The sequence below is a fragment of the Streptomyces sp. NPDC002911 genome, assembly GCF_053591835.1.
On the sequence record NZ_JBSFUO010000047.1, the window covers coordinates 1 to 25,257 of the forward strand.

Sequence of the window (25,257 nt, forward strand, 5' to 3'; positions counted from 1 at the left end):
TGAGGCAGCCGTCGATGAGGTGTGGTCGGTACTGGGTCTTCTTGAGGCTGCGCTTCACTGCGGCGGCGAGCTGGTCGAGGTTTGCGGCGGCGAGGCTGCCGATCGTTCGCTTCACCAGGGACCAGATGCCTTCCTGCCGGTTGAGGTCGGGTGCGTAGGACGGGAAGTGGAAGACGGTCAGCCAGTCCTCGTTCGCGGCGACGAAGTCCTTCATCTGCGGCATGAGATGAGTGCGCAGGTTGTCCCAGACCAGGACAATGGGGCCTTTGAGCTGGTTGTGCGCCCGCACGATGAGATCGCGGTAGTCCTGCCAGGTGAAGCCCTTGGGTTCACCCTTTCGGCCCCGGTGCACGCGGAAGCTGTAGATCATCCGGGAGCGGTCTCCGGGGCGGAAGCAGACCACTCCCGCCATCGAAACCCGCCCTGAACCCCGGCCCCGGACGCGGACGACCGGCGTCTGGCCGATGCGGCCCCAGGACCTCGCGCGTGGCGGCCTCAGCGACTGGCCGGCCTCGTCCTCGCAGACGATCCAGGCACCGCGGGCCGCCGCCGTGCTTTTACCCGCGGCCACACCTCCTTCTTCCACAACTCCACTGCGCTGTCGTCACGTTCAATCGCCCGGCGGGCCGGCTGCTGCCACGACCAGCCATGACGCTTCAGTAGCCGCCATGTCCCCTCCACCGTGTAGCTGACGTGGAACAACCGTCCGATCAGAGTCTTCACCCGGGCCAGCGTCCACCGCTGATCAGCCCAGCCATGGGCGAGCAGACCGCGCTCCAACTCCCGCTCCAGTTTCGTGATCTGGTCTACCGAAAGCCTCGGGCGCCCGGGCGACCCCTTCGACCGAACGCCCTCTTCGCCCTGCTCGCGCCACTGACGGCGCCAGCGCTCCACCGACCGCTCGCTCACCCGCAGCGCGGCCGCGATCTCCCGGTTCTTCACGCCGCTCTCGAAGCGACCGACCGCTTCCAACCGGATCCGCTCTCTTGCAGCCCTCTTGGCGTCGGTCAAACCGCCGCCCTGCGCGTATCTCACACCCCACAGCTACCGACCCGACTCAGCCCCTGTCAGGCGAACGGCCCGACATCACCCAATCAAGTTCAGTAGCTGGTCAGGGCGGGTTGACGTGGCTTCAGGTTCACTGGCTCGGTCGCTGCCTGGTTGGCGTAGCGCTTCTCTTCGAACTCGATGGGGCTGAGGTATCCGAGTCGTTTCTGGATGCGTCGGGGGTTGTAGAAACCGTCGATGTATTCGAAGAGCGCGAGGTTGGCCTCGGCTCTGGTGTTGAAGGTCCAGCCGCGGATGCACTCCATCTTGATCAGCATCCAAAGGTTCTCCGCGAGGGCATTGATCCTTGCGGGACCCGGTACGAACAGACTGACAGTCGCAGGAGTCGCCGACCGAGCCCATGGACGCCCACCAGCCACCACAAAACACCAGCCAACAACACCACGACCCACAGGCCACCCCCTCCCCCCACAGCAGCCACCCGATAACAGCACACCCAGCCCCGTAACAGCCCCAACCAAGACAGAACCAATCCATATCCAGACACAAATCCGCCACTCACCGAAGCCACACAGAGAACTCCCGCCACCACACCACACAGAACTCACACGACAAAACCAGCCACCACCGCCACCCCTTGAAAATGAAACCGGTGAGTATGTATCTTACGGCCACGCTTTCAGACGCTTCCTGGGGGGAAGAAAGATCATGCGCACTACGACAGCACCCCACACAAAAAACACCCGGGACAACACCACTGCCCGAAGATCCCAGCAGAATGAACCAACAGAACTCCCCAGACTCACCACCACCGTCCCCAAGGAATACGTCCACCGCGCATCACTCGCAGAAGTATTCCTCAGCAGCTCCGAGAAAACCGGCGAAAACACCTTCACACTCACCGGACAATGGCCACGCGCCCACACATTCTTCAACACCCCCGGCGGCCGAAGCCACAATCACCTGCAAGCCGTCGAAACAATCCGCCAGACCGGCATCTTCCTCGCCCACTCCGAGTACGGAATCCCCCTCGGCCACCACTTCGTAATGCGAGACATCTCCGCCACCACCCACACCGAACACCTCACCATAGGACCCACACCCAGCGACCTGACCATCGAAACCACCTTCACCAAAGAACGACGCAACACCACCCTCGGCGTCAACATCACCATCCGCCGCGGCCCCCACACCATGGCCACCGGCAACGGACACTTCACCTGCATCTCACCCGCCGCCTACCACCGACTCCGCAACACCACCCCCACAACAACCCACCACCACACCACCACCCACCACCCCACCAACCAAACACCAACCACCTTCGGCCGCACACACCCCAACGACCTCGTACTCACCCCCACCGACCAACCCAACACCTGGCTCCTCACCCCAGACCCCACCCACCCCGTCATGTTCGACCACACCACCGACCACATCCCCGGAATGGTCCTCCTCGAAGCAGCACACCAAGCCACCCACACCCTCCACACACCACACACCCCCACCACCACCCACACCACCAACACCTTCCACCAATACACCGAACTCCACACCCCCTGCTACATCAAAGCCACCAAAACACCCACCCCACACCCCAACCAAACCACCACCCACATAACCGGACACCAAAACGGACACCAAGTATTCACCACCCACCTCACCCACACCCACACCCCAACAAACCCCACCCCCTGACACCAAACACACAAAACACCAAACCCCGCAGAAAAACACACCAGTGAGCCTTTTCCATATGCCCAGCTGTGCCGTGAGGCAGGGGCGAGCACGGCGCCGAAAGACTCCGGGGTCTCGACGTCATCGAAGCCGGGCAAGTTCGGCAGTCGGCTTGACGTAGCCACCCTCACGCTGAGGTGGTGACCGCGACGCCACGTGGGAAAATACCTGGGCGTCCACCTGGGCAGCCTGTGGCTGTGGGTTGTTGAACTTTCCGGTCTGTTACCGCAGTTAGCCAACGTACTGGTGGTTTCAGCCGATGCCTCCGATGCTGTCGTGGCGGTTCGCGCCCGCACGAGGTCCGGTGTTCCAACGGCATGTACGGGATGCGGCCAACTCAGCCAGTGGTGACACAGCCGCTACGTACGGCGCCTCGCCGACGTCTCTCTAGGAGGCCGGCCTGTGCGCATCGACTTGTCCGTACGCCGTTTGTCTGTGGAAACGCGACGTGCCCGAAGGCGACCTCCGCAGAGCAGGTGGCGGGGCTGATCGTGCGCTACCAGCGGCGCACACCACAATTGCAGGCCTGGTGGAGGCGGTCGGTGTGGTGCTGGCGGGCCGGGGCGGTTCCCGGAGGCTGCAGGTCTTGAACATCAAGCTCTGGCGGTGCACCGTCCTGTCTGAGCTGATGCGGGTGCCTCTTCCGCCACTGGAGACACCTCGGGTGCTGGGAGTGGACGACTTCGCGCTTTACGGCGACACCTACGGCACCTTCCTGGTCGACGCCACCACCCGGCTCCCGCTCACACTCTGGGAAGGACGCGACGCCGAACAGCTCAGTCGGTGGCTTCGCGCGCACCCTGGGGGTCGAGGTCGCCTGCCGCGACGGCTCCCTCCCCTACCTGCATGGCATTGCGGCCGGCGCCGGCCGCAATGCCATGCAGGTCAGCGACCGCTTCCCCCTCTGGCAGGGCCTCTCTCCCGCCGCGTCCGGGACATCGCCTGTGGTGAATCAAATCGACTAGCCCGCCCGGCAGGCTGCGACCGTGAGAGCGACGGCGATGTGCGGCTTGCCCGGGCGGCCCGAGCAAGCCGACGTTCGCCTTGCCGTCGACGAACGAGAGGGTGGCGAGGTCCTTGACCTTGCGCGTGTCGATGTCGGGCTGGAAAGAGAAGTCGTACTCGTCGAGCGTCTTGTGGTGCGGCAGCCGGGAAAGACGCAGGCCCCGGCGGAAGCGGCGGTCGTCGCGGACGGCGAGTTCCTCATACACCGACGGTGAACGTCGGGCGACCTCGCTGCGAGTGGCCGGGGGGTCCGGTTCAGCAGGGCCTGCAGAGGTCCGGCCTCCTCGCCCGACCCCTTCCGGATGCAGCGGGACCGCCTCGCCCGGAGCGACGTGGCGGCGGACGACGGCCTTCGTGTGGTCGTGGACGATCGTCATCGGGACGCCCCCGAAGTGGGCGAAAGCCCGGCGGTGACAGCCCAAGAACGCCTGCAGGTCATGGCTGGTGGTGAAGCAGCAGAACGGGGCGCGCGAGTACAGCGTCATGTGGAACGAATAGACCTTCGGAATCCCCATGTGGGCGAGGATCTTGCCCTCGTCGCCCCAGTCCACCTGGGCTTGGCGCGTCAGAAATCACCTCGAACCGGCGGTGCGTGCCCGCCAGTTCCTCGGGCGATGCGGGGCCGGGCTTCCTGAACGTAGAACTTGAACCGCTGGTAATTGCCGGTGAACCCGTATCCTGCGGCCAGCCACCCGTGGACCACCGCGGCCTTCATCAGAATGTCCCCCGGCAGCACCGACTCGACGGGCGGCGCGAACTCGCCGATCACCCCCGCTTTTGACCGTCTCCCGAGCCACCTCCGACAGACTGATCGCGATGACTTCGCTCCAGGGGAAGAGTCTTCCTCTCGGAACATCCTGCCGGAAGGTCAGCTCTTCCGGTCCTCGGTGCGGTGCAGAGCATGACTTACGACAGGAGATTTCAACCATATGTCTGATAGGGAACCGTCGGTGGACCGCAGTCCGGGAGCCGAGGTCTGGCCGCTGATTCATGCGGAGCGAGCGGCGCTGGCAGCCGATCTTGCAGCTTTGCCTGAGGAGCAGTGGGCGACACCGTCCTTGTGCATCGGATTGTCGGTGCGTAAGGTGCTGGCGCACCTCACCGCAGGAGCGAGTCTCAGCCCTGTTCGCTGGCTGTCGGGTGTGATCCGCTGCCGATTCGACTTCGACAAACAGGTAGCCATGCGGCTGGCCGAACAACTCGGTGCAACCCCGTCCGAGACGCTTGAGCGGTTCCGCCGTGTTGTTACCAGCACGACCAAGCCTCCTCTCCCTCCCGTGGCCATGCTTGGCGAGACGATCGTGCACGCAGAAGACATCCGGCGGCCGCTGGGCATTCGCCGCGATTACCCGATGGGAGTGATCGCGCGGGTGGCCGAGTACTACCAGGGGTCGGATCTCGTGGTCCTCGCCAAGGGACGCATCGGTGGCCTACGACTTGTCGCAGATGACAGTTCTTTCAAGACCGGCTCCGGGCCGCTCGTGTCCGGCACTACCTTGGCCCTGACGATGGCCATGACCGGACGCGTGACGTATCTCGACGACCTGGAAGGCAATGGTGTTGAGCGTCTTCGCAAGCGCTGCGTAACGGCGTGATGGTGGGGGCGGCCCGACGCAGTGAGAGTGGCGAGCCGCCCCTGGCGTGTTCAGTCGGCGTCGGCTGGTCCCTCGGCTCGTACCCGGGTTGAGGAGGCGAGGCGGCAGGAGTCGATGCCGGTTCAGCAGCAGGACCCCGACCAACGCCTGTGCTGTCTGCCTTGGTCCGCAGGCGCCGCGTGCAATGGCAGATGGCGAAGTGCCGGAGAGGCTAACGGGGCTCGTTCCTCGATGGTAGCGAGCCGTTCGGTCAACCTGTCCCTCCTCCGTAGCGTGGAGGCCATGGCCGCAGGGGAAGTTGAGCGTCATGGTGGAGAGCTCACGTCGTCAGGGTTACGCCTGATTCTCGCGATACGCGTCCACGGCCGCAGTCAGCCGCCGCAGTAGTAGTGGTCGGCAATCGCTGCGAAGGCGGCCTTGGGCTCCCAGGGCAGATCAGGGTAAGTGTCGCCGTGGCGGTCTTCGAGGATCTTGACGATGCCAAGGCTGGCGAGGTCCAGGTCGTCGCGGGGATCGCCGTCAGGGCGGTGGGGCTGGTTGTAGAGCGCGAAGAGGAACACGAAGGCGCTGTCGACGCCCTCGGTGTCGAAGATCTCCAGCAGCTCGCTCAGGTATGCCGCTTGGCCAGCCTCGTCGCGCTCGTACTCTCTGGTCGGCCGGAGGGGCGCGCCAGTGGCTTCGTCAGTTTCGAGGATTTCCATGCAGCGGAGAGCGATGTCACCCGCGCCGTGCCACGTGGCTGTACCGAAGCCGGTGATCCGCGAGCTTCCCATGCTGATGTTGGGCCGGCGAGCAAGCCGCCATGCGCCCTCATCGGCTCAGCTGCGGTGCGGCGTGGCAGCGGTCTGAACTACATGCGCTCCTCCCTGCGGTCCAGCACAATGCGCAAGAGCATTGAGGCCGCCGCCAGAGCAAGTAGAACTGCTCCTGCGGCAACGTCGAAAACTTGAGCGCCGTCGAAGACCGCAGCGTCCTGCAGGCCGACAAGCCACGGTGAAGCAACCAGCCAGGCCCCGCTCAGAAGGATGATCCAGTCCGACCATTTGCCGACATGCCCGCTGAGCCGGGCCAGCGCCACCATAAGGACGAGGATGGCGATGCCGACCTCGCTGCGGTGGATGTCTTTGGCCGCAACCGGCCCGTCACCGCCGATCCACGGCGCGACGCCCAAGGCAATGCCCGCGAAGAACATCAGGCCGCTGATGATCTGCTCGCGCCAACCATGGAGCAGCACATTCCGGTCTGTCGACTGGGGAGGTAGTGATGCCGCATTGGTGGCCATGGATATGCCTCCTCACACATGGCAGCGGAGAACCGCAGCATCTCTCATTATCGGGTCTTCAGCCCGCTTGGGCGAGGGCGGCAAACTGTGGCCATACGCGCCATTGCTGCATCCCGAGTCGCCACCCCCTTTTTTGGCCTCTCAGTGGGCTGTAAGGGCCTGCAGGGTGAAGAGCGCCAAGCCGCCGCAGGCCAGGCTGACGAGCAGCGCAACAGTGACGCACCGGCGGCGAAGCAGGTCGCGAGCGTCGTGGGCGGCGCGCTGCCAGGCTAGCTCCATTCGTAGGCGCTGGGAGGCGAGGAAGGCCTCATGTGCGTAAAGGCTGACGAGTTGCCGGCGTTCTGTGGTGGTCAGGTGGGGCATGCGGTCGGCGAACGCCTCCGCCGCGTGCCGGGCTCGTGTGCGTTCGGTTGCAACTGCGAGGTAATGCTCGAGCGCGTGAATTCCGGCGGCAGGATCTGGGGCGGGGCGTTCCGGACGTGCGGGCTTCATGTGTCGTCGCGGTCCTGACCCAGTGGATGTGCGATGCCTTTGCCGGGTTCGAAGACGTCTCGTCGGCCTGACTGCCTGGCCTCCTCCAGTTCGGCGATGGCCGGGTAGTGGAGGTCGAAAGCGGGTGATTCGGATCGGATCTTGGGCAGGGTGACGAAGTTGTGCCGCGGGGGCGGGCAGGAGGTGGCCCACTCCAGGGAGCGGCCGTAGCCCCAGGGGTCATCGACGTCGATGCGTTTTCCGATCTTGGCGGTCTTCCATACGTTGTAGAGGAACGGGAGCGTGGAGGCCCCAAGAAGGAAGGCGCCGATGGAAGAGAGGGTGTTCAGGGCGGTGAAGCCGTCGGCGGCGAGATAGTCGGCGTAGCGGCGGGGCATGCCTTCGGCGCCAAGCCAGTGCATGACGAGGAAGGTGGTGTGGAAACCGATGAACAGGGTCCAGAAGTGGATCTTTCCGAGGCGCTCGTCGAGCATGGTGCCGGTCATCTTGGGCCACCAGAAGTGGAAGCCGGCGAACGTGGCGAAGACGACTGTGCCGAAGACGACGTAGTGGAAGTGGGCTACGACGAAGTAGCTGTCATGAACGTGGAAATCCAGAGGCGGTGAGGCAAGGATGATGCCGGTCAGTCCACCGAAGAGGAACGTCACGAGGAAGCCGATCGACCAGAGCATGGGTGTCTCGAAGGACAACGAACCCTTCCACATGGTGCCGATCCAGTTGAAAAACTTCACACCGGTCGGCACCGCGATGAGGAACGTCATGAAGGAGAAGAACGGCAGCAGCACCGCTCCGGTTGCGAACATGTGGTGCGCCCACACGGTCACGGAGAGTCCTGCGATGGCGATGGTGGCACCGACCAGCCCCACGTAGCCGAAGACCGGCTTCCGGGAGAAGACGGGCAGGATCTCCGTGACGATGCCGAAGAACGGCAGGGCGATGATGTAGACCTCTGGGTGCCCGAAGAACCAGAACAGGTGCTGCCACAGAAGCGCGCCGCCGTTCTCCGGGTTGAAGACCTCGGCGCCGAAGCGCCGGTCGGCCTCCAGCACCAGCAGCGCCGCGGCCAGCACGGGGAAGGCCAGCAGGACCAGGACGGACGTCAGGAGAATGTTCCAGGTGAAGATCGGCATCCGGAACATGGTCATGCCCGGGCCACGCATGCAGATGATCGTGGTGATGAAGTTGACCGCGCCGAGAATGGTTCCGAACCCGGCCAGGGCCAGACCCATGATCCACATGTCGCCGCCGACGTACGGGGTGCGTTCACCGCCACTCAGAGGCGTGTACGCGGTCCAGCCGAAATCGGGCGCGCCTTGCGTGGTCAGCAGGCTGCTGAGCACGATGAGCCCACCGAAGAGGAACAGCCAGAACGACAGCATGTTCAGCCGGGGGAAGGCCACGTCGGGAGCCCCGATCTGCAAGGGCATGATCGCGTTGGCGAACCCGGCGAACGTCGGAGTCGCGAAGAGCAGCAGCATAATCGTGCCGTGCAGCGTGAACGTCTGGTTGTACTGCTCTGCGGACAGCATCTGCAGCCCAGGGCGAGCCAGTTCCGCACGCAGCAGCAGTGCCATCACACCGCCCACAATGAAGAAGAAGAACGACGCACCCAGATACAGGTGACCGATCTTCTTGTGATCCGTCGTGGTCAGCCAGCTGATCACGACGCTGCCTGGGCCCCGACCTGCGACAGGCACCAAGGTAGGTGGCTCGGCGGTGGGCACGCTCATGCGAGAACTCCCCTACGCAACAGGAAAGCAGTTCGAGCGCGCATCCCGTGCCCCCGAGCTGCCGAATGATGACGACACTTGTCTACCGGTACCGAGACCACGGCGCGTGAGTTCACCACCCGCGCATTTGGGTGACACATCAGCCAGGCCAAGGGGGCGATGTCATAGACGGCTGGTGGGTGAGGCGAGGGGCCGTCGGTTCAGGCTTGCGTCCTTCCCTCACGCGAGCCGGGCGTGGTGAGGTCATGATCGAGCTGAGCGAAAAGCCCCTCGTCGCGCCACGCGGCGTAGTGGGCGTAGACAGTGCCGGGGCTCCGGTGGGGCGACGGTCGAGCCGGGCTTTGCGCCATGCCGTCAGAGTCGGCTCGATCAGGGCCCATCGGGCGTCGGACAGGTCACTCGGGTACGACCGAACAGCCCGCCGACGACCTTGCGGGGTCCGGGGCCGGGAGCAGCTGGCGTGGGGTGGCGATGCGTCACGTGTGCTCCTCGTGCGTTCGAGTTCGGCCTGGACAGGGGTGTGGGGGCGCTCACCGGTGCGGCTCTGATCCGATGTAGGACTGAATGGCGGTGGCCGCGGCCCCGCGTGCCCATTCCTCGAAGGGAAGCGGGCGAGTCTGTACGTCGCACTCGGCGGCGGAACCGAACGCGGCAGTCGCGAACGCGTCGCGCATTTGCGTGGCGAACAAGTCGTAGGCGGCCAGGCCCTCCCCGGAGATGATCACGCGCTCGGGTCCGAACAGGTTGGCCACGGTGGCGATGCCCCGGCCGATCGCCTCGCCCGCCCTGGCGTACGCCTCCCGCGCCCCGGGGACGCCGTCGTGGGCCAGTGCGGCGGCGTGTGCGGCGTCGGCTACCTCGACCCCGGTGGCGGTGCGGACCCGGCCGACGATGGCGGCGTCGCCCGCGATGGCCTCGACGCAACCGCGGTTGCCGATACCGGCACCGACGGTGACGAGGGCGAAGTCGGACAGGCCCACGCCCGCGCCGAACCACTGCTCGGCGACGGTCAGCGCGCGGACGTCGTTGTCGACGGTGACCGGCAGGCCCGTGGTCATGGCGGCCAGTTCGGCGAGCGGCACCTCGCGCCACTGAAGGAACGGCGAGTACCGCACCATGCCCGCCGCGCGGTCCACGTCACCGGAGACGGCGACACCCGCGCCCACCACGTGGACGCCCAGGTCATCCGCCTCGGTGAGCAGTTCCTGCGTAAGGCCGGCGAGCGTGGTCAGCACCGCATGGGGCGCACGGTCGGCCAGAGGCAGGCGCCGGACCAGCAGCACCCGGCAACGCAGGTCGGTGAGGACGCCGATGGCCTCGTCGCCGGTGATCTTGATCCCGATGAACAGAGCCCGCCCGCCGTCGACGCGCACCAGGCTCGCGGGCCTGCCCAGCGCCGGTCGGGCTTCCTCGTCGGCGCTCTCCACCAGGTATCCGGCCTCGATGAGGGGCCGTACGGCCTTGGTAACGGCGGCTGGGGACAGGCCAGCCCGCCGGGCGAGCTCCAGCCGGGTGAGCGGGCCCTGGGACAGGGTTGTCACGAAGATCTGCGAGACGGCCGGCGGGTTGGCCGGGAACGTCTCGGAACGAGGGGGCGACAACATGGCCAGGAACCTAGGCGGGTTATTTCCACTGTCAACGAATGAGGCAAAGTTTCTCGAAGGTTGGCTGAACACCGCTCTCTGCTTTCAAATAATATGTGTAGACAGCCTGTTGGCATGTGATCGAAGGTTGTTCCTGTTTCAGCACCCCGGGGCAGCCCGCCCCCGTCCCCGCGACCGTAAGGCCTGACGCCGATGATCTCCCGCGCTCCCGACTCCGGGCTCTGGCTCCTGTCGTCCCCACGCACCTCCTACGTCCTGCGCGTCGACGAGACGGGCGCCCCCCGGCACGTGGCGTGGGGACCCCGACTGACCGTGGCGGAGGCCGAGGACCTGCTCGTGCCCGACGGGGATGAGGCGAGCAGCTTCGAGGGACGGGCGCCGGTCGGCGAGGAGCTGCCGGTCGACGGCGGCACCCGGTACGGGCCGCCCTCCCTCCAGGTCAGGCACGCGGACGGCTCCCGTGCCTTCGAGTGGCAGCCGACCGGCCATCGCATCCTGGAACCCGCCCCGGGCACGGCCGAGTTGGTACTGGAATTCCGCGACCGGCTCCACCCGCTGCACGTCGCCCTGCACTACACCGTCCGCGACGACACCGACGTCATCGAGCGCCGCACCGTACTGCGCAACGCCGGCGACGGGCACGTCGACCTGCTGCGGGCCGACTCCGCCGCCTGGTCGCTGCCCGCACTGACCGACTACCGGGTCAGCCATGTCACCGGGCAGTGGGCCGCGGAGAGCCGGCTGCGCCGGGAGCCCCTTCCCCATGGCGAGACCGTGCTGACCAGCCGGCGCGGAATCACCAGCCACCACGCCGGGCCCTGGGTGATGCTGGACGACGGCGACGCAGGCGAGGAGCACGGCCGGGTGTGGAGCGCCGCGCTGGCCTGGAGCGGCAGCTGGCGCATCACGCTTCAGCGCACGCACGACGGGCGGGCGGGTGTCACGGGCGGCGTCGGCCATGAGGGCACGTCGGTGCCGCTCGCCCCGGGCGAAGAATTCGCCTCCCCCGTCTTCGCAGGCCTGTTCACGGACGGCGGCTTCGGCGCGGCGAGCCGGGCCTGGCACGCCTACACCCGGGAGCACGTCCTGCCGCATGGGCAGGAGACCGCCCCGGTGCTCTACAACTCCTGGGAGGCCACCGGCTTCGACGTCGACGAGGCCGGCCAGATTCGGCTGGCCGAGCGGGCCGCCTCGCTCGGCGTGGAGCTGTACGTCGTCGACGACGGCTGGTTCGGGGCGCGCCGCGACGACCGCGCCGGCCTCGGCGACTGGATGCCGACCCCAGAGCGCTTCCCGCACGGCCTCGGTCCGCTGGCCGAGGCCGTGCACACGCTGGGCATGCGCTTCGGCGTCTGGGTGGAACCGGAGATGGTCAACCCCGACAGTGCCCTGTACCGCGCGCACCCCGACTGGGTACTTCACATCCCCGGCCGGGCCCGCAGCGAGCTGCGCAACCAGCTCGTGCTGAACTTCGCCCGCGACGACGTTGCCGACTGGGCGTACGGCTGGCTGACCCAGCTGGTCGCCGACGTGGGCGTGGACTTCCTCAAGTGGGACATGAACCGGGCGTTCAGCGAGGCGGGTTGGCCGGAGCGGCCCGACGGCCACGATCGGCTGTGGACCGGGTACGTGAGCAATCTGTACCGTGTCCTGGACCGGCTGCGCGCCGACCACCCGGGTCTCCGGGTGGAGACATGCAGCGGCGGCGGGGGGCGTGCGGACCTCGGTATCCTGCGCCGTACCGACCAGGCGTGGACCTCGGACAACACCGACGCCGTCGACCGACTGGTCATCCAGCACGGCTTCGGCCAGGTGCTGCCTGCCCGGGTGATGTCCGCATGGGTCACCGACGTACCCAACCAGTTCACCGGCCGTACGGTGCCGCTGCGGTTCCGCTTTCATGTGGCGATGTCCGGGCTGCTGGGCATCGGCGGCGACCTGAACCGCTGGTCGGCAGAAGAACTGGACGAGGGCGCGGAGCTGGTCGCCGAGTACAAGCAGGTGCGTCACCTCGTGCAGCACGGCGTGCTGTACCGGCCGGCCGGACCGCACGGCGAAGGCCCGACCGTTGTGCAGTACGCCGCCGAGAACGGCGCTGAGACACTGGTCCTGGGCTGGCGGCGCGGCCCCGGGGAGCGGGGGCTGCCGGACGCTCCCGTGCGGCTGCTTGGGCTCACGCCGGGTGCCCGGTACCGGGATCGGCGGACCGGAGCCCTCCACCACGCAGCAGTGCTCGAAGCGTACGGTCTGCGGCTGGAGCTGCCGGTTGGGGACTGGGCGAGTACGGCCGCACATCTGGTGCGGGTCGGTGACGGGTCAGCGTGACCGCGCCGGTCGGGGTCGGGCAGGAAGCCGACGTCGCCGCAGATAGCGGCGGTTCTTCCGAGATATGCACCTTGTCCGCCAGCAGGCGGTCGGGGCGGGCGCGAGGTCGGCCGACTACGGCACGAGGAACAGAGATCTGCTCCAGACGTCACCATAGTGGCCGGGTGTCAGGACCAAGCTAGGGGCCGGCATCGCCCTCGGCGACGAGGGGCAGTGCTGACGCCTCCTCGGGGGCGACCCAGGCATGCGCCGAACTGACCACCTCCGCCAGCCGGACGGCCAGCATGCGCAGCACCGGATCGACCTGGTTCGTCCCACGGACAGCCCCCTTCGAGGACCTGTGGGATCCGGCCCTCAGCATCCTCGGCAGCCTGGATAGGCGCCGGCAGTATCTCGCCGCCTGGGGTCAGGGACTCGGTTTCGGCCAGGTCTGCTGTGCGGCCCAGTCCGCGAAGGACAGCCAGGAGATACCCGGGAAGTCGTTCCGCAAGGCGGCGAGATCGACCTGATACCCACTCTCGGTCAGGTAGGTGAACATGGCTCCCATGTCAGGGTTGGCCTGGCGCACCGATTCCAGAGGAATCCCACGGAAAGTCACGGGGCCGCCCGCCGCGTCCGCTATAGCTCGGGCCATCTGTTCAGGTGTGGGATCGTCCCCTGCGACCTCGACACGCTGACCGATCCATCGGTTCGGGTCTGCCATGACCGCCGCAACTACGTGGCCGAGATCGCGCAGGGCGACTTGCTGCAACGGCCTATCAGCCGGGAGCGCCATCGCCAGAATGCCGCTGGCGACGTCATGCTGCGCTCCACGGGCGTTGTCGTAGAAATACGTCGGCGCGACAACCGTGGCAGGCGGTCCCGCGTCGGTCAGGGCCCGTTCAATGCGCGCCTTCGTCTCGAAGTGCGGAATACCCGTCTCGCGGTCGGCGCTCGCAACGGACGCCATGACAAGGTGCGGCAACGAGGCACGGGCGGCCGCCTCGATGATCGCAGCGCCCTGGGCCACCTCCGCCCCCAACCCGTCCTGGAAGGGCGTGGTGATCGCGTAGGCGGCGTCTGCGCCCCGGAACGCCGCAGTGAGGGAATCGGCGTCGGTCAGCTCGCCAGGCACCACTTCAACGCCCGCAGCGACCAGTGGGCGGACCTTGGCCGATCGGGGGTCACGCACCACGGCGCGCACGCTGCGTCCCGCCTCGAGCAGTGCTCTGAGCACAGCACCGCCCTGCCCACCCGTCGCACCCAACACCGCGATCGTCATGGCTTCTCCTCTCAACAGGCCTTCCCCACATGATCCTGGCAACGCCCCGGCTATTCAAACGGGTGAGCAAGCCGCGGAAGCGGACGATCCGGCTCGGCGGCCGCAGCGGCATGGAACGCGAAAACGCCGGCATCTTTCGCTGTAGCGTCGGCCTGTCGGCAGCAGGCGGGTCGTTCAGCGCCGATACGTGGCTCTCTTCGGCGGTACGGTCGCCGTCACTCCGGCATCGTCCCCGGCCACGAGAGCGAGCGTCGCCCCGGTACGACGAGGTTCTTCTGCGTGGTGTCGGTACTGCCGAAGGCGACGTAGTTGGCGTGGTCGCCGCCGGAGTCGCCCCAGGCTGCTCGCCCTCCTCGGTCCAGACGAACGACGGGCCTGTGCTGACGTAGTGCGGTGCGCGCCAGCCGCGCTCCGCCTGGTGTCGGTCAGAAACCACCTGGTGGTTCTCCCATGCGCACACCCGCCAGTCGAGGCCCCGCGGTCCTCGACACCGGGGAGTGTGAAGCACGATTGCCAAATTGCGCCGTTGTCGTCGGGCCGGACAGGCCGACAGGATGAGGCGCATGGACCATCCAGAAAGCTGTCGGCCTGGAGAGATCCAGGACCTGTCCACCTTCATGCGGGGACTGCGCGAACTGAAGAGGCGCTCGGGGCTGTCGTACCGGCAGCTCGAGGAGCGGGCGGCGGCAGCCGGGGACGTTCTGCCGCGCAGTTCCATGTCCAGCGTGCTGAGCAGGGACACGCCGCCCCGCCCCGACCTCCTGACTGCGTTCGTCAAGGCGTGCGGTGAAAGCGAGCGGGTCGCGGAGTGGGCCGAGGCCAGGGAACGGATCGCAGGGGCGTACGGGAAGGAGCCGCTGCCGGACACAGCCGTCACGGCCGTCCCGGACCGGGCGCACGCACCGTCCACGTCCCGGCGGCGGCGTGCGCGATCGGCCGTCGTCGTCGCCGGGGTGGCCGCGGCCGTTCTCGTCGTCGCGGCAGCGGTGCGGGCCACGTTCGACGGCGAGGAGGGCCAGGGCGGTGCCGCCCGCGCGGTGCCGCCCGCGGCCGGCACCGCGCCGCCCAGCGGCTGGGTAACCATCCGCGTCGCCGACGACCCGGCCCTGTGCCTGACCGACGGGCGCGTACGGGACTGGCGCTACACACCCCTCGTCGCCGTGCAGCGGCCCTGCGACGAAATCTCACCGCAGAGCACCCTGCTGGAGTCCCTCGGCCAGGGGCTCTACCGCATCCAGTGGCACCACCCCGACTACGGGAAGGGCTGCCTGAAGGCACTGCCCAGCGGCAGCGGCAAGGGCCTGCTGGAGCCGATGGACGACTGCACGCAGGGCAGTCCGTTTTCCGTCGAACCCTCGGGGCCGCTCGGCCGCGGCACCTTCGTGCTACGTCTGGAGGGGGCGGGCTGCGTGGGCATCGCGGGGTCCGGGAACGATCCGGGTACGGAAGCCGTCATGCAACAGTGCGACGGCAAGGAGGGTCAGGTGTTCCTCATCCGTGCCATGGACGGGGGCGCCGGTACGGGCCGGCCGGATTCCTCGACCGTGCCGAGCACGCGCACCAGCGGGAAGTACCCGACGGAGCGCGAATCGTAGCTGTCGTGCCGGTTGTCACCGAGCAGCACCAGCATGCCCTCCGGCACGACGTGCTCCGGGACCTCGGCCAGGGCCGGGACGTCCGCACGCGGCACCGGGTCGCCGGCGACCGCCGCCACCCGCTTGATGAACCAGTGCCGGGCGTAGAGGGCGTGCGCGGGCGCGGTACGGGCCACCGGGGCGTCCGGCCAAGGTGCCCGGTAGGGCGGCCGTTCCACGACGACGACCGCACCCCGTACGGGCACCGAGCGGCGCCGCACGACGACGCGGTCCCCGTCCCGGTAGGCCGGTTCCATGCTGCTGCCGGACACGCTCACCGCCACCCACCGCAGCTCGGCGGCCCGGGCAAGCGCCAGCCCGGTGGAGACCAGGAGAGCCGGCACGGCGCTCGGCGCCGCCCAGACCGGGCTCCCGGACGCCAGGGCCACGACGGCGACCACCCAGAGCAGGACGGTGGTCACACGCAGAACGACGCGGACGGTCCGTGCCCGCAGCGCCCGGGTGCGCGCCCGGGCGACGGCCGTCTCGGCCCGGGCGCGCCGCTGCGCCGCGGACGAGGCGCCGGGGCCGCCGACTGCGCTCATGTGACTTCTCCTTTACTGGTACGGGTGAGGAACTGCGGCGGGACGGCGGACGGATCCGCGGGGGTGCGGTAACCGGCCGCCTGGATGGCGTACAGACGGGCGTACTGGGCGCGCTGTGCCACGAGTTCATCGTGCGTGCCCTGCTCAACCACCCGCCCCCGCTCCAGCACGACGATCGCGTCGGCGTCGCGCACGGCACCCAGGCGGTGGGAGATGAGCAGGCAGGTCCCGCCCTCGCGATGGGCGCGCAGAGAAGTGTGGATCTCGTGCTCGGCTGCTGCATCGAGGCCCGCGGACGGCTCGTCCAGGATCATCAGATCCCGTCGATCGCGGACGAACGCCCTTGCCAGGGCGAGACGTTGGCTCTGTCCACCGGACAGCATGACGCCGGTAGCCGGGTCCTCCTTGTCCGACTCGGTGAAAAACATGCGCGACAGGAGCGTGTTGTAGCCCTGCGGCAGCGCGCTCAGCGTGTCGTGCACTCCGGCGTTCCTCGCCGCGTCCTGGATGCGCTCCCGCACGCCGAGCGCGCTCAGGTCGCCCTGCGCGATGCTCTCCGAGGCTGTCATGTCGTACTCCATGTAGTCCTGGAACACCGCACTGATACGGTCCCGCAGTTCGGCCGGGCCGACGTCCCGCAAGTCGACGCCGTCCCACAGGATCCGGCCGTGTGTCGGGTCGTAGAACCGGCACAGCAGTTTGACCAGCGTGGACTTCCCCGATCCGTTGAGGCCCACCAGAGCGATCGACGCCCCGGCCGGCAACCGGAGGTTCACCCCGCGCAGCACCCACGGGTGACCGGAGGAGTAGCGGAACCACACGTCGCGCAGTTCGACGCAGCCGCGCAGCGGCGGCAGCGCGCGGGGCTCAACGGCCCTCGGAAGGTCCGGCCCGGCATCGACGACGGCCTGGTAGTGGCCGAACAGGAGCAGGGCGTGATGGGTTCCGGCAAGGTCACCGGTAAGCGTGGTCAGGGCCGCCTGCACCCCGGCCACGGCCGCCAGGAACACTGCCACGTCACCCGGGGTCAGGCCCCCGCCGTGCGCCGTGCCGACCGTCCACAACAGGCCGGCGCCCGCCAGCACGGCCGCGAGCAGGCCGAGTCCGCAGCGCAGGCCCGCCTCCCGGCGGTCGACGGCTCGGCGAGCCGCGTCCGCGCTGCTTCTGCTGCCGACCATGCGGCCGCGCAGAAAAGCGCCGGTACCGAAGAGGCGTATCTCCTTCGCCGCCTCGACGTTGGCGAGCAGTCCCATGTAGAAGAACTGACGCCGTTCGTCGGGTCCGATGGTCCAGGCTGTCGCGGCGCGCCGGCGCGACAGCAGCAGCTCGGCCACCATGGTGGGCACGGCGGCGAGCAGTACCAGTGCCATCGTCGGCGGGCTGATGACCAGCAGGGAGCCGAGGAATCCGACGACCGTGAACCCGGCGCGCACGGCACCTAGGACCCCGTCGACGGCCTGCACGGCGACGGGCGGACCGACGACCGTCTGCTGGGCTAGACGCAGCCGGTCCAGGAAGTCGGGGTTCTCGAACCGTTCCAGTCCGGTGAAGCCCTCCACGGAGGCGAACAGCCGGTCCTGCGCGAACAGACCGACCCGGCGATCGAGTTCGGTCCGCAGGTACCGCGCCAGATGCGGCACGGCCCCGGTGGCGACGCCTGTGCCCACCAACACGAGTGCCGGAGCGAGGAGGTCCTGCACGGTCGCCCCGGCGGCAAGCCGGTCGACGATGAGCTTCACGGACCAAGCGGTGGCGACTGGGAAGAACCCGGTGACCAGCGCGGGCACGGCGTAGAGCAGGAGGGTGCCCGTCGCCGCGCGGGCCACCAGCCGCAGGGCGCCGAGCATCCCGGAACGGTGGGAGCCATTGCCGGACGGTTCCCGCGCCGGCGTGGAGGACGTCCGGCGGAAGTCGCCCGGCCCCGGACTCGACTCGGGCGGCATGTGATCCCTTCCCCGTGCGGAGGACGAGCAGGACAAGGACAGGACACGGAGCGGGCCGGCTTCAGCGGGAAGCGACAGCCGGACGCTCCACGTCGACGTCGTCGGTCATGACAAGGAGACGCCCGTCCGTGCTGCGGTTGACCTTGAGCACCACGGGAAACGCCCGGACCTTGCATGCTCCCGCGACGGCCTCCGCGTCCGGACCGGTCAGTACCCGGGCCACGGGCGTCAGCGCCGCCACCATGGGGGCGGCGGCCTCCGCGTCCTGCGGGCCGTCGGCCACCACCACGGCGAGCACCTGCGCGCGGCCCCGCGGGACGCCACGCGCGTACTCCACGAACTTCGGCAGCTTCTCCTTGCACGGCCCGCAGGTCGGGGAGAAGAATGCGACCACCGTCTCGCTCCGGATCATCGCGCCGTCCACGGGCTCGCCGTCCACGGCGGCGACGGAGAAGTCCCCGACCTCGTCGCCGGGGGCGAGGGACATCCGGCCGCCGCCCCGCTCGGACAGCAACTCGGTGTGCTCCCGCAGGCGTTTGACGACGCCGACGGTAAGGATCAGATCGAGGGTGCACAGCAGGCCGACGACAACGACGGCGGCAACGAGGACGGGCACGGACGTCTCCCTTCAGACAGAGCGGGATGGGACGGGACGGAACAACTCCACGATCACGTCGAACGCGGCCACACAGCCACCGGCGAGCAGTCCCGCCAGCGCGGACACCCCCAGGGCCCACGGCTCGGCGGGGGCGGTCCCCCGCAGCAGCGACATTCCGGCCGCGCACGCGGCGAGCCCGGCGAGCAGCACGTTGCGCACGATGTGCCGGACTCCGAGCGGGTCCCTCGATCCGCTGCCGAAGCATCGGCAGACCGCTCGGGTGCCCCGGGCGACGGCACAGGCGATGGCTATCGCAAAAACGACGAGCAGTGCGGCAGCGAGGGTCAGCCCGACGCCCGCGAGACGGGTCCAGGGCATCAGGACCAGTGAACAGACCAGCCACTCGGCCGCCACCACGGCGACGGCAGCCGCCCGGGTCACCGCACCGGGCAGCACGCGCAACTGGCCCAGTGAGGCGGCGAACACGGTGAACGACTGTCTGCTCCGCACCTTGCCGACGGCAGCGGACAGGAACACGGTGGCGATGAGCACGCGCACGGCGAACTCCGCGTAGGGCACTGGGTGACACCTCCTGCGGGACGGGCCCGAGGGCCGGGAAAGGAGCCGGGGACACCGAGCGGTCGCCGCAGGCGGCCGGCGCGTGTCGCCGTCACGCGGCGGCATGCGCCACCGGTGTCCCCGGCAGCACTTCAGGTCACATCGCCGCGTCAGCAGCCCGGGCAGCCGCGCCAGCAGTTGATCGAGCCGCAGGTGGTGTTGACGCAGCAGGCGCTGCGCGCGCACTGCCAGCACTCGTTGAAGCACTGGCAGGCCTGGGCCGAAGCCGCAGCCTCCACCTTGGGGACGAACAGGCCGAGGAGCCTGCTGCTCAGGGATTGCCGTACCTGGGACATGAAGTCCTCCTTCTGGATGAGCGGGTTGGGAGGCCTCGCGCAGCCTGGTGCTCGACGCATCCACAGGTGCGATGCGTGAACCGCCCACGCTCGCCGGGCGGTCGCTCCACGACGGCCACCCCGGAGCCTAGGGACACTGAACCCGGTGATTCCAGTGTCCGGCCGTCCCGGACACCGTCCGGGACGACGTGCCTGTCCGGGACGGTGTCCGGTCCCTGTCCCAAGAGGTCACATGAGGACCCTGAACTGACCGGGTATGACCCGCCAGCAACTCAGCCGCCTCATCACCACCCTGACGCCGGCGCTGGAGCTTCAAGTTGGCCCAGGAGGTTCATGGTGGCGAGGTTGCGTGGGTGGAGCACGGTGGCCAGGATCCGGTCGGCTGGGGTGGGCTTGGCTTTGGCGCCTGTCCCGGGTGCGATCAGACGCTCGTGGCCGCGACGTGTGCCGAGCACTTCCTCGCACTTCGGCATCACCGCCGTGACCATCTGCCAAGCGAGTCAGGAAGTCCGCCCCCTCCTCGAAGCAAACGGCCACCACAACAGTGCCTCCACCGCCCACTTCCGCAGATCAGCCGACATCACGACGTTCCTCGCTGCCGACCCCACTCAAATAAGAATAAGAAGACGAGCTGATAATCTGCACGCCTTTAGCCGCGGGCTTTCACCAGCGGCCCTGATCAAGCAAGCGGAGAGTGCTGCTGACCTGCAACGATGGGACTCGCCTAGACCCCTGTCCACTGCAGGGGATAAACACTTTCCCCACTGAACGCGCCGATAGGTCGTCGACAACTGTGATGCGAGCGCGACGCGCGTACCCTTTCACGAGCGGAGTGAAAATGCGCGCCGGGCACCCCCATGCGATAAAGGGGATATGACGGATGCGCTGAAGAACGCCGATGTCGAAGTCAAGATCAATCTGTCCGGTGAGGCGGCCGAATCCGCGCGCCGGATGCTCGCACTGGAGGCCGACGAGGGCAAGGGCCTCAGAATTTACTTCTGGGACAAACCGTGGACGGCCGGCGAGGACATCCGCCTTCCCCTCTCGGAGGCAGGAGTTGTCATCCGGCTACGGAAGTCCTCGAAGGGCGGTGCGGATGACCTGACTGTGAAACTGCGGCCGTGCGTTCTGGACGCACTGCCTGCCGACTGGCGGGCAAGTCGTGACGGGAAGGACTGGGAGTTCAAGATCGAGGAGGATTGGACCGGCCGCAACCGCGCCTGGGCAGCCTCACTGAAGGTGGAAGACGACTTCGACCGGCCCACCGCCGATGACGGAGATGGGGACGGGGACCCGCGTCAGCCGCGGCTAACCCGGGACCAACAAGAGCTGCTGGCGAGCGTCGGGGTCACCGACGACGACCTGGAGGACCTCGTGCCACTTGGCCCGGTCCAGGCCGTCAAGTGGAAGCCCACCCGTCGCGACCTGATCCACCCTCTCACTGCGGAATTCTGGAGCGTCGGCCCCGACCTGCGTCTTTTGGAGCTATCACTCCGGGCACATCCCGCGGAGGCCTCCGGCGCCCAGGACCTGCTGGAACGGGCCCTCCTCGACCTGGGCCTCCGGCCTCCCTCACCTCAGACGTCCAAGACCCGCAGCGTCCTCACCACTCTTGCCCGCGCACACCTGGAGGCGTGATATGTCTGGGAATGATGCGACCACCGCTCCTGCCCGCCGAGGCTGCGGCACGCTGCTACTGCAACGGCGCATCTCAGCTCCGCATCGCCCACCTCGCATACGCCGACGGGTATCCCCAGAACCGGGCCAGCAGGTGGGCGCAGTCGACTTGCCGGCCCCCGACGAACCGACCAGAGCGAGGTCCGCCTCGCGCGGACGAACAGTTCGACACCGTCGAGCACCGGCCTGTGCCGTAGTCGAAACTTACCCGGTGCAGCCGGACGGTGGACGACCGCCCGGCCGGGTGTTTCATGAGCGACCACCTATGAAACACCGATGTCCGGCCCGTCGGCGGAACCGAGGATGCCTTCCGTCGTTGAACTGATCAAGGCGGCGACTCATCTGCGGGCTTGCGACGTTCCCGAGCTCCGCCAAGTAGGTCGGCACCCCCTCGTCACTCACGAAGGTTGCGTGGGGGCCCCGATCTTGGGCAGAGAGCGCGTCGTCGGCGTCCTGCGGCGTTGAAGGAGGGAAGGGACCGGAACACGCCAGAAATGTGCCGTAGTGACCGGTAAGCGCTGGTCAGCGGGTGGCCGAGCTCGGACTGACCAGATCCTCCGGCACGGGCAGGCACTCGGAGAGCAGGTCGACGACGTCGCGCCAGGCTCGCTGCGCGTGCCGTGGGTGGTAGCCGACGCCGGGGACCACGGGGTGGTCGACCGGCGGGTGGTGGAAGGCGTGCAAGGCGCCACCGTAGACCACGAGGCGCCAGTCGACGCCCGCGGCCTGCATCTCGGCGGTGAACGCGCCCCGTTGCGCGGGCGGCATGATCGGGTCTTCCGACCCGACCCCGGCCCACACCGGGCAGCGAATGCGCGCCGCCTCGCCCGGTCGGCCCGTGGTCAGCGCGTTGACTGTCCCGATCGCGCGCAGGTTGACGCCGTCGCGCCCGAGTTCCAGCCCGACAGCGCCCCCGGTGCCGTAGCCGACGGCGGCGATCCGGTCGGGGTCGGTCCGCGGTTCGGCGCGCAACACGTCGAGCGCCGCATGGCCGATGCCCCGCATCCGGTCGGGGTCGGCGAGCAGCGGCATGCAACGGGCCAGCATCTCCTCGGGGTCACCCAAATAGCGCCCGCCGTGAAGGTCGAACGCCAGCGCTACGTATCCCAGCTCGGCGAGAGCATCGGCCCGGCGGCGCTCGACATCGCTGAGCCCCATGCCCTCTGGCCCGAGCAGCACCGCGGGCCGGCGGTCGACACCGGCCGGGAGTGCGAGGTGCCCGATCATCGTCAGACCGTCGGCCGGGTACTCGACCGTGCGCCTAGTAATCGTCGTCATGAGACTGGACTTTAGTGATCGTCCTCATCGGACCAGTCCTTCCAGCCCCTTCGCGGCCCGTTCCGTCCCGGCAACCCAGGCATCTTCAACCCGGGTCTGCTGGACGTGTAATGGTGCAGTCGGGTATGGGAACTCTCGGAATGCCTGCTGGATCAAGCTGTTGGCTCCCCAATGCGGGCCTCTGTCCAGGCGCGGGCAAGGATCTCGTCTGCAGCCGCCCGGAGGGGGCACGAACTGGGCCGCCGCGGCCACCACCCCCGAGGACCGCGACCACGATGAGTAGGTCACGGACAGCGGGGGCAGCAGCCTCCCATGTGGCCTCGACGCGCTGTGCGTCGCCCACCTGCCGCCCCCGGTCGGCCAGTCGAGGCGCGCGCCGATGCGGCCACGGTGTTGCTCCACGGCACGCCCCTCTGGCGTTGCACGCCCCTGACAGACAGCCCCGCCCCCGGAACGGATTCTGGGGGCGGGACTGTCCACGCCTGGCTACCGCCGGTGGTGTCAGCGTCTGCGGGCGGGACGACCGGCTCCGATTCCCGCGACGTGCAGGGCAAGGAGTGTCAGACCCAGGAGCATGACGTTCACGGAGGAGAAGACCTCGTTGGTAGTGATGTCTGCGGCGTTGATCAGGAAAGCGATGAAGAACAGGACGGCCGCGGCTATGCCGAGCATGGGGTTGCTCCTCTCGAAGGGGTGAGGTGCGTGTGCCCGGACATCCCATGTGCAGACCTCGCTTCCGCTCCGGCTTCGGGACGCCGGCGGGCACGCCCATGAGCTGTCGTGGTGGGCCTCGGATGCGGGGGTAGTGGAGTAGCGAGAGCCTAGTGAGGAGAGGCCAATGACGAAGGACACGTCGCTGCGGGCGGTGGGATGGGCACGGTCGTTCCCGGTATCGCATGGGGTACGAGCCGGCCGCCGCTGGACACGGGAGCACCTGGCGTCCCTGGAATGGACGAAGGACGCGCTCGAAACCGTAAACGCGATACTGCTCAGTGTTTCCGAGCTGATCACCAACGCGCACGTGCACGCGCACAGCGACGCCCAGCTGGTCCTCACCTGGGACAGCCGCTGCCTGCATGTGAGTGTCCACGACGCCGATCCTCTGCCCCCCGCCCAACAGCCCGAAGACCTCACGACGACCGGTGGGCGCGGCCTGGCCATCGTCGACGCGCTCGCCGACGGATGGGCCACGCACCCCCAGGCGTCCGGCAAGACCATCACCGCCTGCTTCGTACCCCCCGGCGCTCCGAAGCCCGGGCACAACAGGGTGCTCGAATGATCACCCGTAGGAAGTGATCCGGGCGGGCAGAGCAGCGCCCGTCCGGGCCGACCCACGCCTCCTCCAGTACGTACCGGGCCTGTGTGTGGCCCAGCACGTGCGGGTTACACACAAGCGGAGGAACATCCTCTGTGGCAATGGGCCGGTTCCATGAGCGCCAGCCGTCGTCTGCCCCTCCCTCCGATGCCCGCAGGGCGTCGGAGGGCCAGACCGTCGCGGCCGGGCCAGGATTCTCGAGCATTTCCGGGATGGCTCGTTCCAAGAGCCGGTCCGTCCTCCGTTCGCTGCCCGTCACTCCGCCAGTGCCGCACCTGCGATGACGGAAACCTGGACATCGGCCACCGCGCCGATCCTCCGGGTGCACGGAGCGTGCCTTGCAAGGGGGAGGCAGATCAGGCGGTCGGGGCGCCACGGAGAGGTAGGGGTCAAGCCCGTACGGGAATTGGTACACGTAAGGGGGCCCGCCTCAGCATCGAACAGCTACACAGGCTCGCCCGAGACGAACGCCTATGGAGTGGTGTGGCCCCCCTGCGGCTGACTGGCATTGAGTTCGGTGGCCCCCTCTTCCCACCGCTGACGCCGCTCGGTGATGGACTGGTCCCACCAAGGGGTGCCGCGTTCGCCCAGCGCCACCTTCGCCGTGTGCACCCGGCTTCGGGCCAGTGTCTCACCTGCCGTGTCCTCATTCCGGCGCGCGGAGGCTACCGCACGCCGGGCTGCCATGAGGTGACTGCGCAGGTCGGCGGCGACATTTTCGGGAATCTCCGGGTCCGTCGCCCGCCATCGCCGGCCGTCCACCACGATGTACCGGCCATCGGGCGTCCGCTCCGGCTGCGCAGGAGAATCCATATGGCTCATGCTGCCCCACACAAGCGCAGATACCACCCGACACACAGCAGCCCACACAGATACGCCTGTCCCTCGCAACCGACGGCCACTGCCCGATGTTCGTCCAGTGCCAGGTCGGGGTGAAATTCCCACGCTGCGCGCGAGGCGCTGATCGGATCAGCGGGTTTCGTCGGCACGATTCTGCCTCCATTGGCCGTCCGCCATGTGGATGTGCAGCTGGCACGGACCTGTGGCAGCGTGAAGAGGGGCGAACTATCGGCACCGTCATCCTGTCGATGTCCGCGGGCGGGCCGTAGTTCAGGAAACCGGTCGCGCGCCGGGTCCGGAGGCTGAGTCCCGCACGGCAGGTCTATCAACTTCCGGCGGAAGCACATGCGGATTTCGACCCGCCCTCAGCGGAGACTCTGGGTCTGTCAAACGAGCGGTGTAACTCGGGTTGTTGAAGGTTACTGACGCGCTGCGGAGAGCCGGCCGTCGAAGGTGATGTCGAAGGCGTTCAGG

Annotated in this window: 23 protein-coding genes and 3 pseudogenes; 6 read left to right on the plus strand and 20 right to left on the minus strand. The window is 68.0% G+C overall.

Annotation, left to right across the window (positions count from 1 at the left end; all coding sequences use genetic code 11):
- Both ACWD04_RS32320 and ACWD04_RS32325 read right to left on the minus strand, forming a co-directional pair.
- Positions 1-1,035, minus strand: a protein-coding gene (locus ACWD04_RS32320; protein WP_451137301.1) for an IS630 family transposase whose coding sequence is annotated in 2 segments (ribosomal slippage) — positions 1-588 and positions 588-1,035 — 1,036 coding nt annotated over the 2 segments. Because the reading frame shifts where the segments join, the coding sequence is not laid out codon by codon here. This gene is flagged as partial in the annotation.
- 65 nt (positions 1,036-1,100) lie between these two features.
- Positions 1,101-1,325: an IS3 family transposase gene (locus tag ACWD04_RS32325; RefSeq protein ID WP_451137302.1), complete on the minus strand. Its 225-nt coding sequence runs from the start codon at positions 1,323-1,325 to the stop codon at positions 1,101-1,103.
- A 391-nt stretch (positions 1,326-1,716) separates the two neighbouring features.
- On the opposite strand from ACWD04_RS32325, the gene ACWD04_RS32330 reads away from it, so the two are divergent.
- On the plus strand, positions 1,717-2,706 hold the full coding sequence (locus tag ACWD04_RS32330; RefSeq protein ID WP_451137303.1) for a ScbA/BarX family gamma-butyrolactone biosynthesis protein: 990 nt from the start codon (positions 1,717-1,719) through the stop codon (positions 2,704-2,706).
- Between the two features lie 1,003 nt (positions 2,707-3,709).
- Here the strand turns inward: ACWD04_RS32330 and ACWD04_RS32335 are convergent.
- Positions 3,710-3,950 (minus strand): annotated as a pseudogene (locus tag ACWD04_RS32335) (ATP-binding protein); the annotation flags it as partial.
- Positions 3,951-4,315: 365 nt separating this feature from the next.
- A complete protein-coding gene (locus ACWD04_RS32340) occupies positions 4,316-4,519 on the minus strand; it encodes a hypothetical protein (protein ID WP_451137304.1) in 204 nt (67 codons plus the stop codon).
- A 160-nt stretch (positions 4,520-4,679) separates the two neighbouring features.
- On the opposite strand from ACWD04_RS32340, the gene ACWD04_RS32345 reads away from it, so the two are divergent.
- The gene (locus ACWD04_RS32345) at positions 4,680-5,345 is read left to right on the plus strand and encodes a maleylpyruvate isomerase family mycothiol-dependent enzyme (RefSeq protein ID WP_451137305.1); all 666 of its coding nucleotides are present in this window, start codon (positions 4,680-4,682) and stop codon (positions 5,343-5,345) included.
- A 371-nt stretch (positions 5,346-5,716) separates the two neighbouring features.
- On the opposite strand, the pseudogene ACWD04_RS32350 reads toward ACWD04_RS32345, so the two are convergent.
- The 6 genes and pseudogenes from ACWD04_RS32350 to ACWD04_RS32375 all read right to left on the minus strand — a co-directional run.
- Positions 5,717-6,103, minus strand: a pseudogene (locus ACWD04_RS32350) (hypothetical protein); the annotation flags it as partial.
- 92 nt (positions 6,104-6,195) lie between these two features.
- Complete coding sequence (locus tag ACWD04_RS32355; protein ID WP_451137306.1) at positions 6,196-6,627, minus strand: SPW repeat domain-containing protein; 432 nt, start codon at positions 6,625-6,627, stop codon at positions 6,196-6,198.
- Between the two features lie 141 nt (positions 6,628-6,768).
- Positions 6,769-7,119 (minus strand): hypothetical protein, encoded by a 351-nt coding sequence (locus ACWD04_RS32360; RefSeq protein ID WP_451137307.1) that lies wholly within the window; start codon positions 7,117-7,119, stop codon positions 6,769-6,771.
- Positions 7,116-8,849, minus strand: a complete 1,734-nt coding sequence (gene ctaD, locus ACWD04_RS32365; RefSeq protein WP_451137308.1) for an aa3-type cytochrome oxidase subunit I — start codon at positions 8,847-8,849, stop codon at positions 7,116-7,118. The genes ACWD04_RS32360 and ctaD overlap by 4 nt, the downstream gene beginning before the upstream one ends.
- A gap of 145 nt (positions 8,850-8,994) precedes the next feature.
- Positions 8,995-9,243, minus strand: a pseudogene (locus ACWD04_RS32370) (IS5/IS1182 family transposase); the annotation flags it as partial.
- A gap of 136 nt (positions 9,244-9,379) precedes the next feature.
- The gene (locus tag ACWD04_RS32375; protein WP_451137309.1) at positions 9,380-10,453 is read right to left on the minus strand and encodes an ROK family transcriptional regulator; all 1,074 of its coding nucleotides are present in this window, start codon (positions 10,451-10,453) and stop codon (positions 9,380-9,382) included.
- A 192-nt stretch (positions 10,454-10,645) separates the two neighbouring features.
- Between ACWD04_RS32375 and ACWD04_RS32380 the strand changes: the two genes are divergently transcribed.
- Positions 10,646-12,778, plus strand: coding sequence for an alpha-galactosidase (locus tag ACWD04_RS32380; protein WP_451137310.1), 2,133 nt, complete (start codon positions 10,646-10,648; stop codon positions 12,776-12,778).
- A 178-nt stretch (positions 12,779-12,956) separates the two neighbouring features.
- On the opposite strand, the gene ACWD04_RS32385 is transcribed toward ACWD04_RS32380, so the two are convergent.
- Together ACWD04_RS32385 and ACWD04_RS32390 are read right to left on the minus strand one after the other, a co-directional pair.
- Entirely contained in the window at positions 12,957-13,139 is a 183-nt protein-coding gene (locus tag ACWD04_RS32385; RefSeq protein WP_451137311.1) for a hypothetical protein, read from the minus strand.
- Between the two features lie 45 nt (positions 13,140-13,184).
- Complete coding sequence (locus ACWD04_RS32390) at positions 13,185-14,039, minus strand: NmrA/HSCARG family protein (RefSeq protein WP_451137312.1); 855 nt, start codon at positions 14,037-14,039, stop codon at positions 13,185-13,187.
- A 563-nt stretch (positions 14,040-14,602) separates the two neighbouring features.
- Between ACWD04_RS32390 and ACWD04_RS32395 the strand changes: the two genes are divergently transcribed.
- A complete protein-coding gene (locus ACWD04_RS32395) occupies positions 14,603-15,634 on the plus strand; it encodes an RICIN domain-containing protein (RefSeq protein WP_451137313.1) in 1,032 nt (343 codons plus the stop codon).
- Here the strand turns inward: ACWD04_RS32395 and ACWD04_RS32400 are convergent.
- From ACWD04_RS32400 to ACWD04_RS32420, 5 genes are all read right to left on the minus strand, one after another.
- A complete protein-coding gene (locus ACWD04_RS32400; protein ID WP_451137314.1) occupies positions 15,520-16,218 on the minus strand; it encodes a S26 family signal peptidase in 699 nt (232 codons plus the stop codon). The genes ACWD04_RS32395 and ACWD04_RS32400 overlap by 115 nt on opposite strands.
- On the minus strand, positions 16,215-18,161 hold the full coding sequence (locus tag ACWD04_RS32405) for an ABC transporter ATP-binding protein (protein ID WP_451137315.1): 1,947 nt from the start codon (positions 18,159-18,161) through the stop codon (positions 16,215-16,217). Before ACWD04_RS32405 ends, ACWD04_RS32400 begins: the two co-directional genes overlap by 4 nt.
- A 61-nt stretch (positions 18,162-18,222) precedes the next feature.
- On the minus strand, positions 18,223-18,777 hold the full coding sequence (locus ACWD04_RS32410; protein ID WP_451137316.1) for a TlpA family protein disulfide reductase: 555 nt from the start codon (positions 18,775-18,777) through the stop codon (positions 18,223-18,225).
- A 12-nt stretch (positions 18,778-18,789) separates the two neighbouring features.
- Positions 18,790-19,338, minus strand: coding sequence for a MauE/DoxX family redox-associated membrane protein (locus ACWD04_RS32415; RefSeq protein WP_451137317.1), 549 nt, complete (start codon positions 19,336-19,338; stop codon positions 18,790-18,792).
- Positions 19,339-19,487: 149 nt separating this feature from the next.
- Positions 19,488-19,673, minus strand: a complete 186-nt coding sequence (locus ACWD04_RS32420) for a hypothetical protein (RefSeq protein WP_451137318.1) — start codon at positions 19,671-19,673, stop codon at positions 19,488-19,490.
- A gap of 873 nt (positions 19,674-20,546) precedes the next feature.
- Between ACWD04_RS32420 and ACWD04_RS32425 the strand changes: the two genes are divergently transcribed.
- On the plus strand, positions 20,547-21,311 hold the full coding sequence (locus ACWD04_RS32425) for a hypothetical protein (RefSeq protein ID WP_451137319.1): 765 nt from the start codon (positions 20,547-20,549) through the stop codon (positions 21,309-21,311).
- 561 nt (positions 21,312-21,872) lie between these two features.
- Here the strand turns inward: ACWD04_RS32425 and ACWD04_RS32430 are convergent.
- Entirely contained in the window at positions 21,873-22,628 is a 756-nt protein-coding gene (locus ACWD04_RS32430) for a dienelactone hydrolase family protein (protein ID WP_451137320.1), read from the minus strand.
- Positions 22,629-23,129: 501 nt separating this feature from the next.
- Positions 23,130-23,300: a hypothetical protein gene (locus ACWD04_RS32435; RefSeq protein WP_451137321.1), complete on the minus strand. Its 171-nt coding sequence runs from the start codon at positions 23,298-23,300 to the stop codon at positions 23,130-23,132.
- A gap of 166 nt (positions 23,301-23,466) precedes the next feature.
- On the opposite strand from ACWD04_RS32435, the gene ACWD04_RS32440 reads away from it, so the two are divergent.
- Positions 23,467-23,907 (plus strand): ATP-binding protein, encoded by a 441-nt coding sequence (locus ACWD04_RS32440; protein ID WP_451137322.1) that lies wholly within the window; start codon positions 23,467-23,469, stop codon positions 23,905-23,907.
- Between the two features lie 507 nt (positions 23,908-24,414).
- Here ACWD04_RS32440 and ACWD04_RS32445 read toward each other — a convergent pair.
- On the minus strand, positions 24,415-24,756 hold the full coding sequence (locus tag ACWD04_RS32445) for a hypothetical protein (RefSeq protein ID WP_451137323.1): 342 nt from the start codon (positions 24,754-24,756) through the stop codon (positions 24,415-24,417).
- Between the last annotated feature and the right edge of the window lie 501 nt (positions 24,757-25,257).

What these genes read in the sequence shown, in the direction of transcription:
- ACWD04_RS32325 (WP_451137302.1), bottom strand. Translation starts at nt 1,325, where the DNA reads ATGCTGATCAAGATGGAGTGCATCCGCGGCTGGACCTTCAACACCAGA.
- ACWD04_RS32330 (WP_451137303.1), top strand. Translation starts at nt 1,717, where the DNA reads ATGCGCACTACGACAGCACCCCACACAAAAAACACCCGGGACAACACC.
- ACWD04_RS32345 (WP_451137305.1), top strand. Translation starts at nt 4,680, where the DNA reads ATGTCTGATAGGGAACCGTCGGTGGACCGCAGTCCGGGAGCCGAGGTC.
- ACWD04_RS32355 (WP_451137306.1), bottom strand. Translation starts at nt 6,627, where the DNA reads ATGGCCACCAATGCGGCATCACTACCTCCCCAGTCGACAGACCGGAAT.
- ACWD04_RS32360 (WP_451137307.1), bottom strand. Translation starts at nt 7,119, where the DNA reads ATGAAGCCCGCACGTCCGGAACGCCCCGCCCCAGATCCTGCCGCCGGA.
- ctaD (WP_451137308.1), bottom strand. Translation starts at nt 8,849, where the DNA reads ATGAGCGTGCCCACCGCCGAGCCACCTACCTTGGTGCCTGTCGCAGGT.
- ACWD04_RS32375 (WP_451137309.1), bottom strand. Translation starts at nt 10,453, where the DNA reads ATGTTGTCGCCCCCTCGTTCCGAGACGTTCCCGGCCAACCCGCCGGCC.
- ACWD04_RS32380 (WP_451137310.1), top strand. Translation starts at nt 10,646, where the DNA reads ATGATCTCCCGCGCTCCCGACTCCGGGCTCTGGCTCCTGTCGTCCCCA.
- ACWD04_RS32385 (WP_451137311.1), bottom strand. Translation starts at nt 13,139, where the DNA reads ATGCTGAGGGCCGGATCCCACAGGTCCTCGAAGGGGGCTGTCCGTGGG.
- ACWD04_RS32390 (WP_451137312.1), bottom strand. Translation starts at nt 14,039, where the DNA reads ATGACGATCGCGGTGTTGGGTGCGACGGGTGGGCAGGGCGGTGCTGTG.
- ACWD04_RS32395 (WP_451137313.1), top strand. Translation starts at nt 14,603, where the DNA reads ATGGACCATCCAGAAAGCTGTCGGCCTGGAGAGATCCAGGACCTGTCC.
- ACWD04_RS32400 (WP_451137314.1), bottom strand. Translation starts at nt 16,218, where the DNA reads ATGAGCGCAGTCGGCGGCCCCGGCGCCTCGTCCGCGGCGCAGCGGCGC.
- ACWD04_RS32405 (WP_451137315.1), bottom strand. Translation starts at nt 18,161, where the DNA reads ATGCCGCCCGAGTCGAGTCCGGGGCCGGGCGACTTCCGCCGGACGTCC.
- ACWD04_RS32420 (WP_451137318.1), bottom strand. Translation starts at nt 19,673, where the DNA reads ATGTCCCAGGTACGGCAATCCCTGAGCAGCAGGCTCCTCGGCCTGTTC.
- ACWD04_RS32425 (WP_451137319.1), top strand. Translation starts at nt 20,547, where the DNA reads ATGACGGATGCGCTGAAGAACGCCGATGTCGAAGTCAAGATCAATCTG.
- ACWD04_RS32430 (WP_451137320.1), bottom strand. Translation starts at nt 22,628, where the DNA reads ATGACGACGATTACTAGGCGCACGGTCGAGTACCCGGCCGACGGTCTG.
- ACWD04_RS32435 (WP_451137321.1), bottom strand. Translation starts at nt 23,300, where the DNA reads ATGCTCGGCATAGCCGCGGCCGTCCTGTTCTTCATCGCTTTCCTGATC.
- ACWD04_RS32440 (WP_451137322.1), top strand. Translation starts at nt 23,467, where the DNA reads ATGACGAAGGACACGTCGCTGCGGGCGGTGGGATGGGCACGGTCGTTC.
- ACWD04_RS32445 (WP_451137323.1), bottom strand. Translation starts at nt 24,756, where the DNA reads ATGGATTCTCCTGCGCAGCCGGAGCGGACGCCCGATGGCCGGTACATC.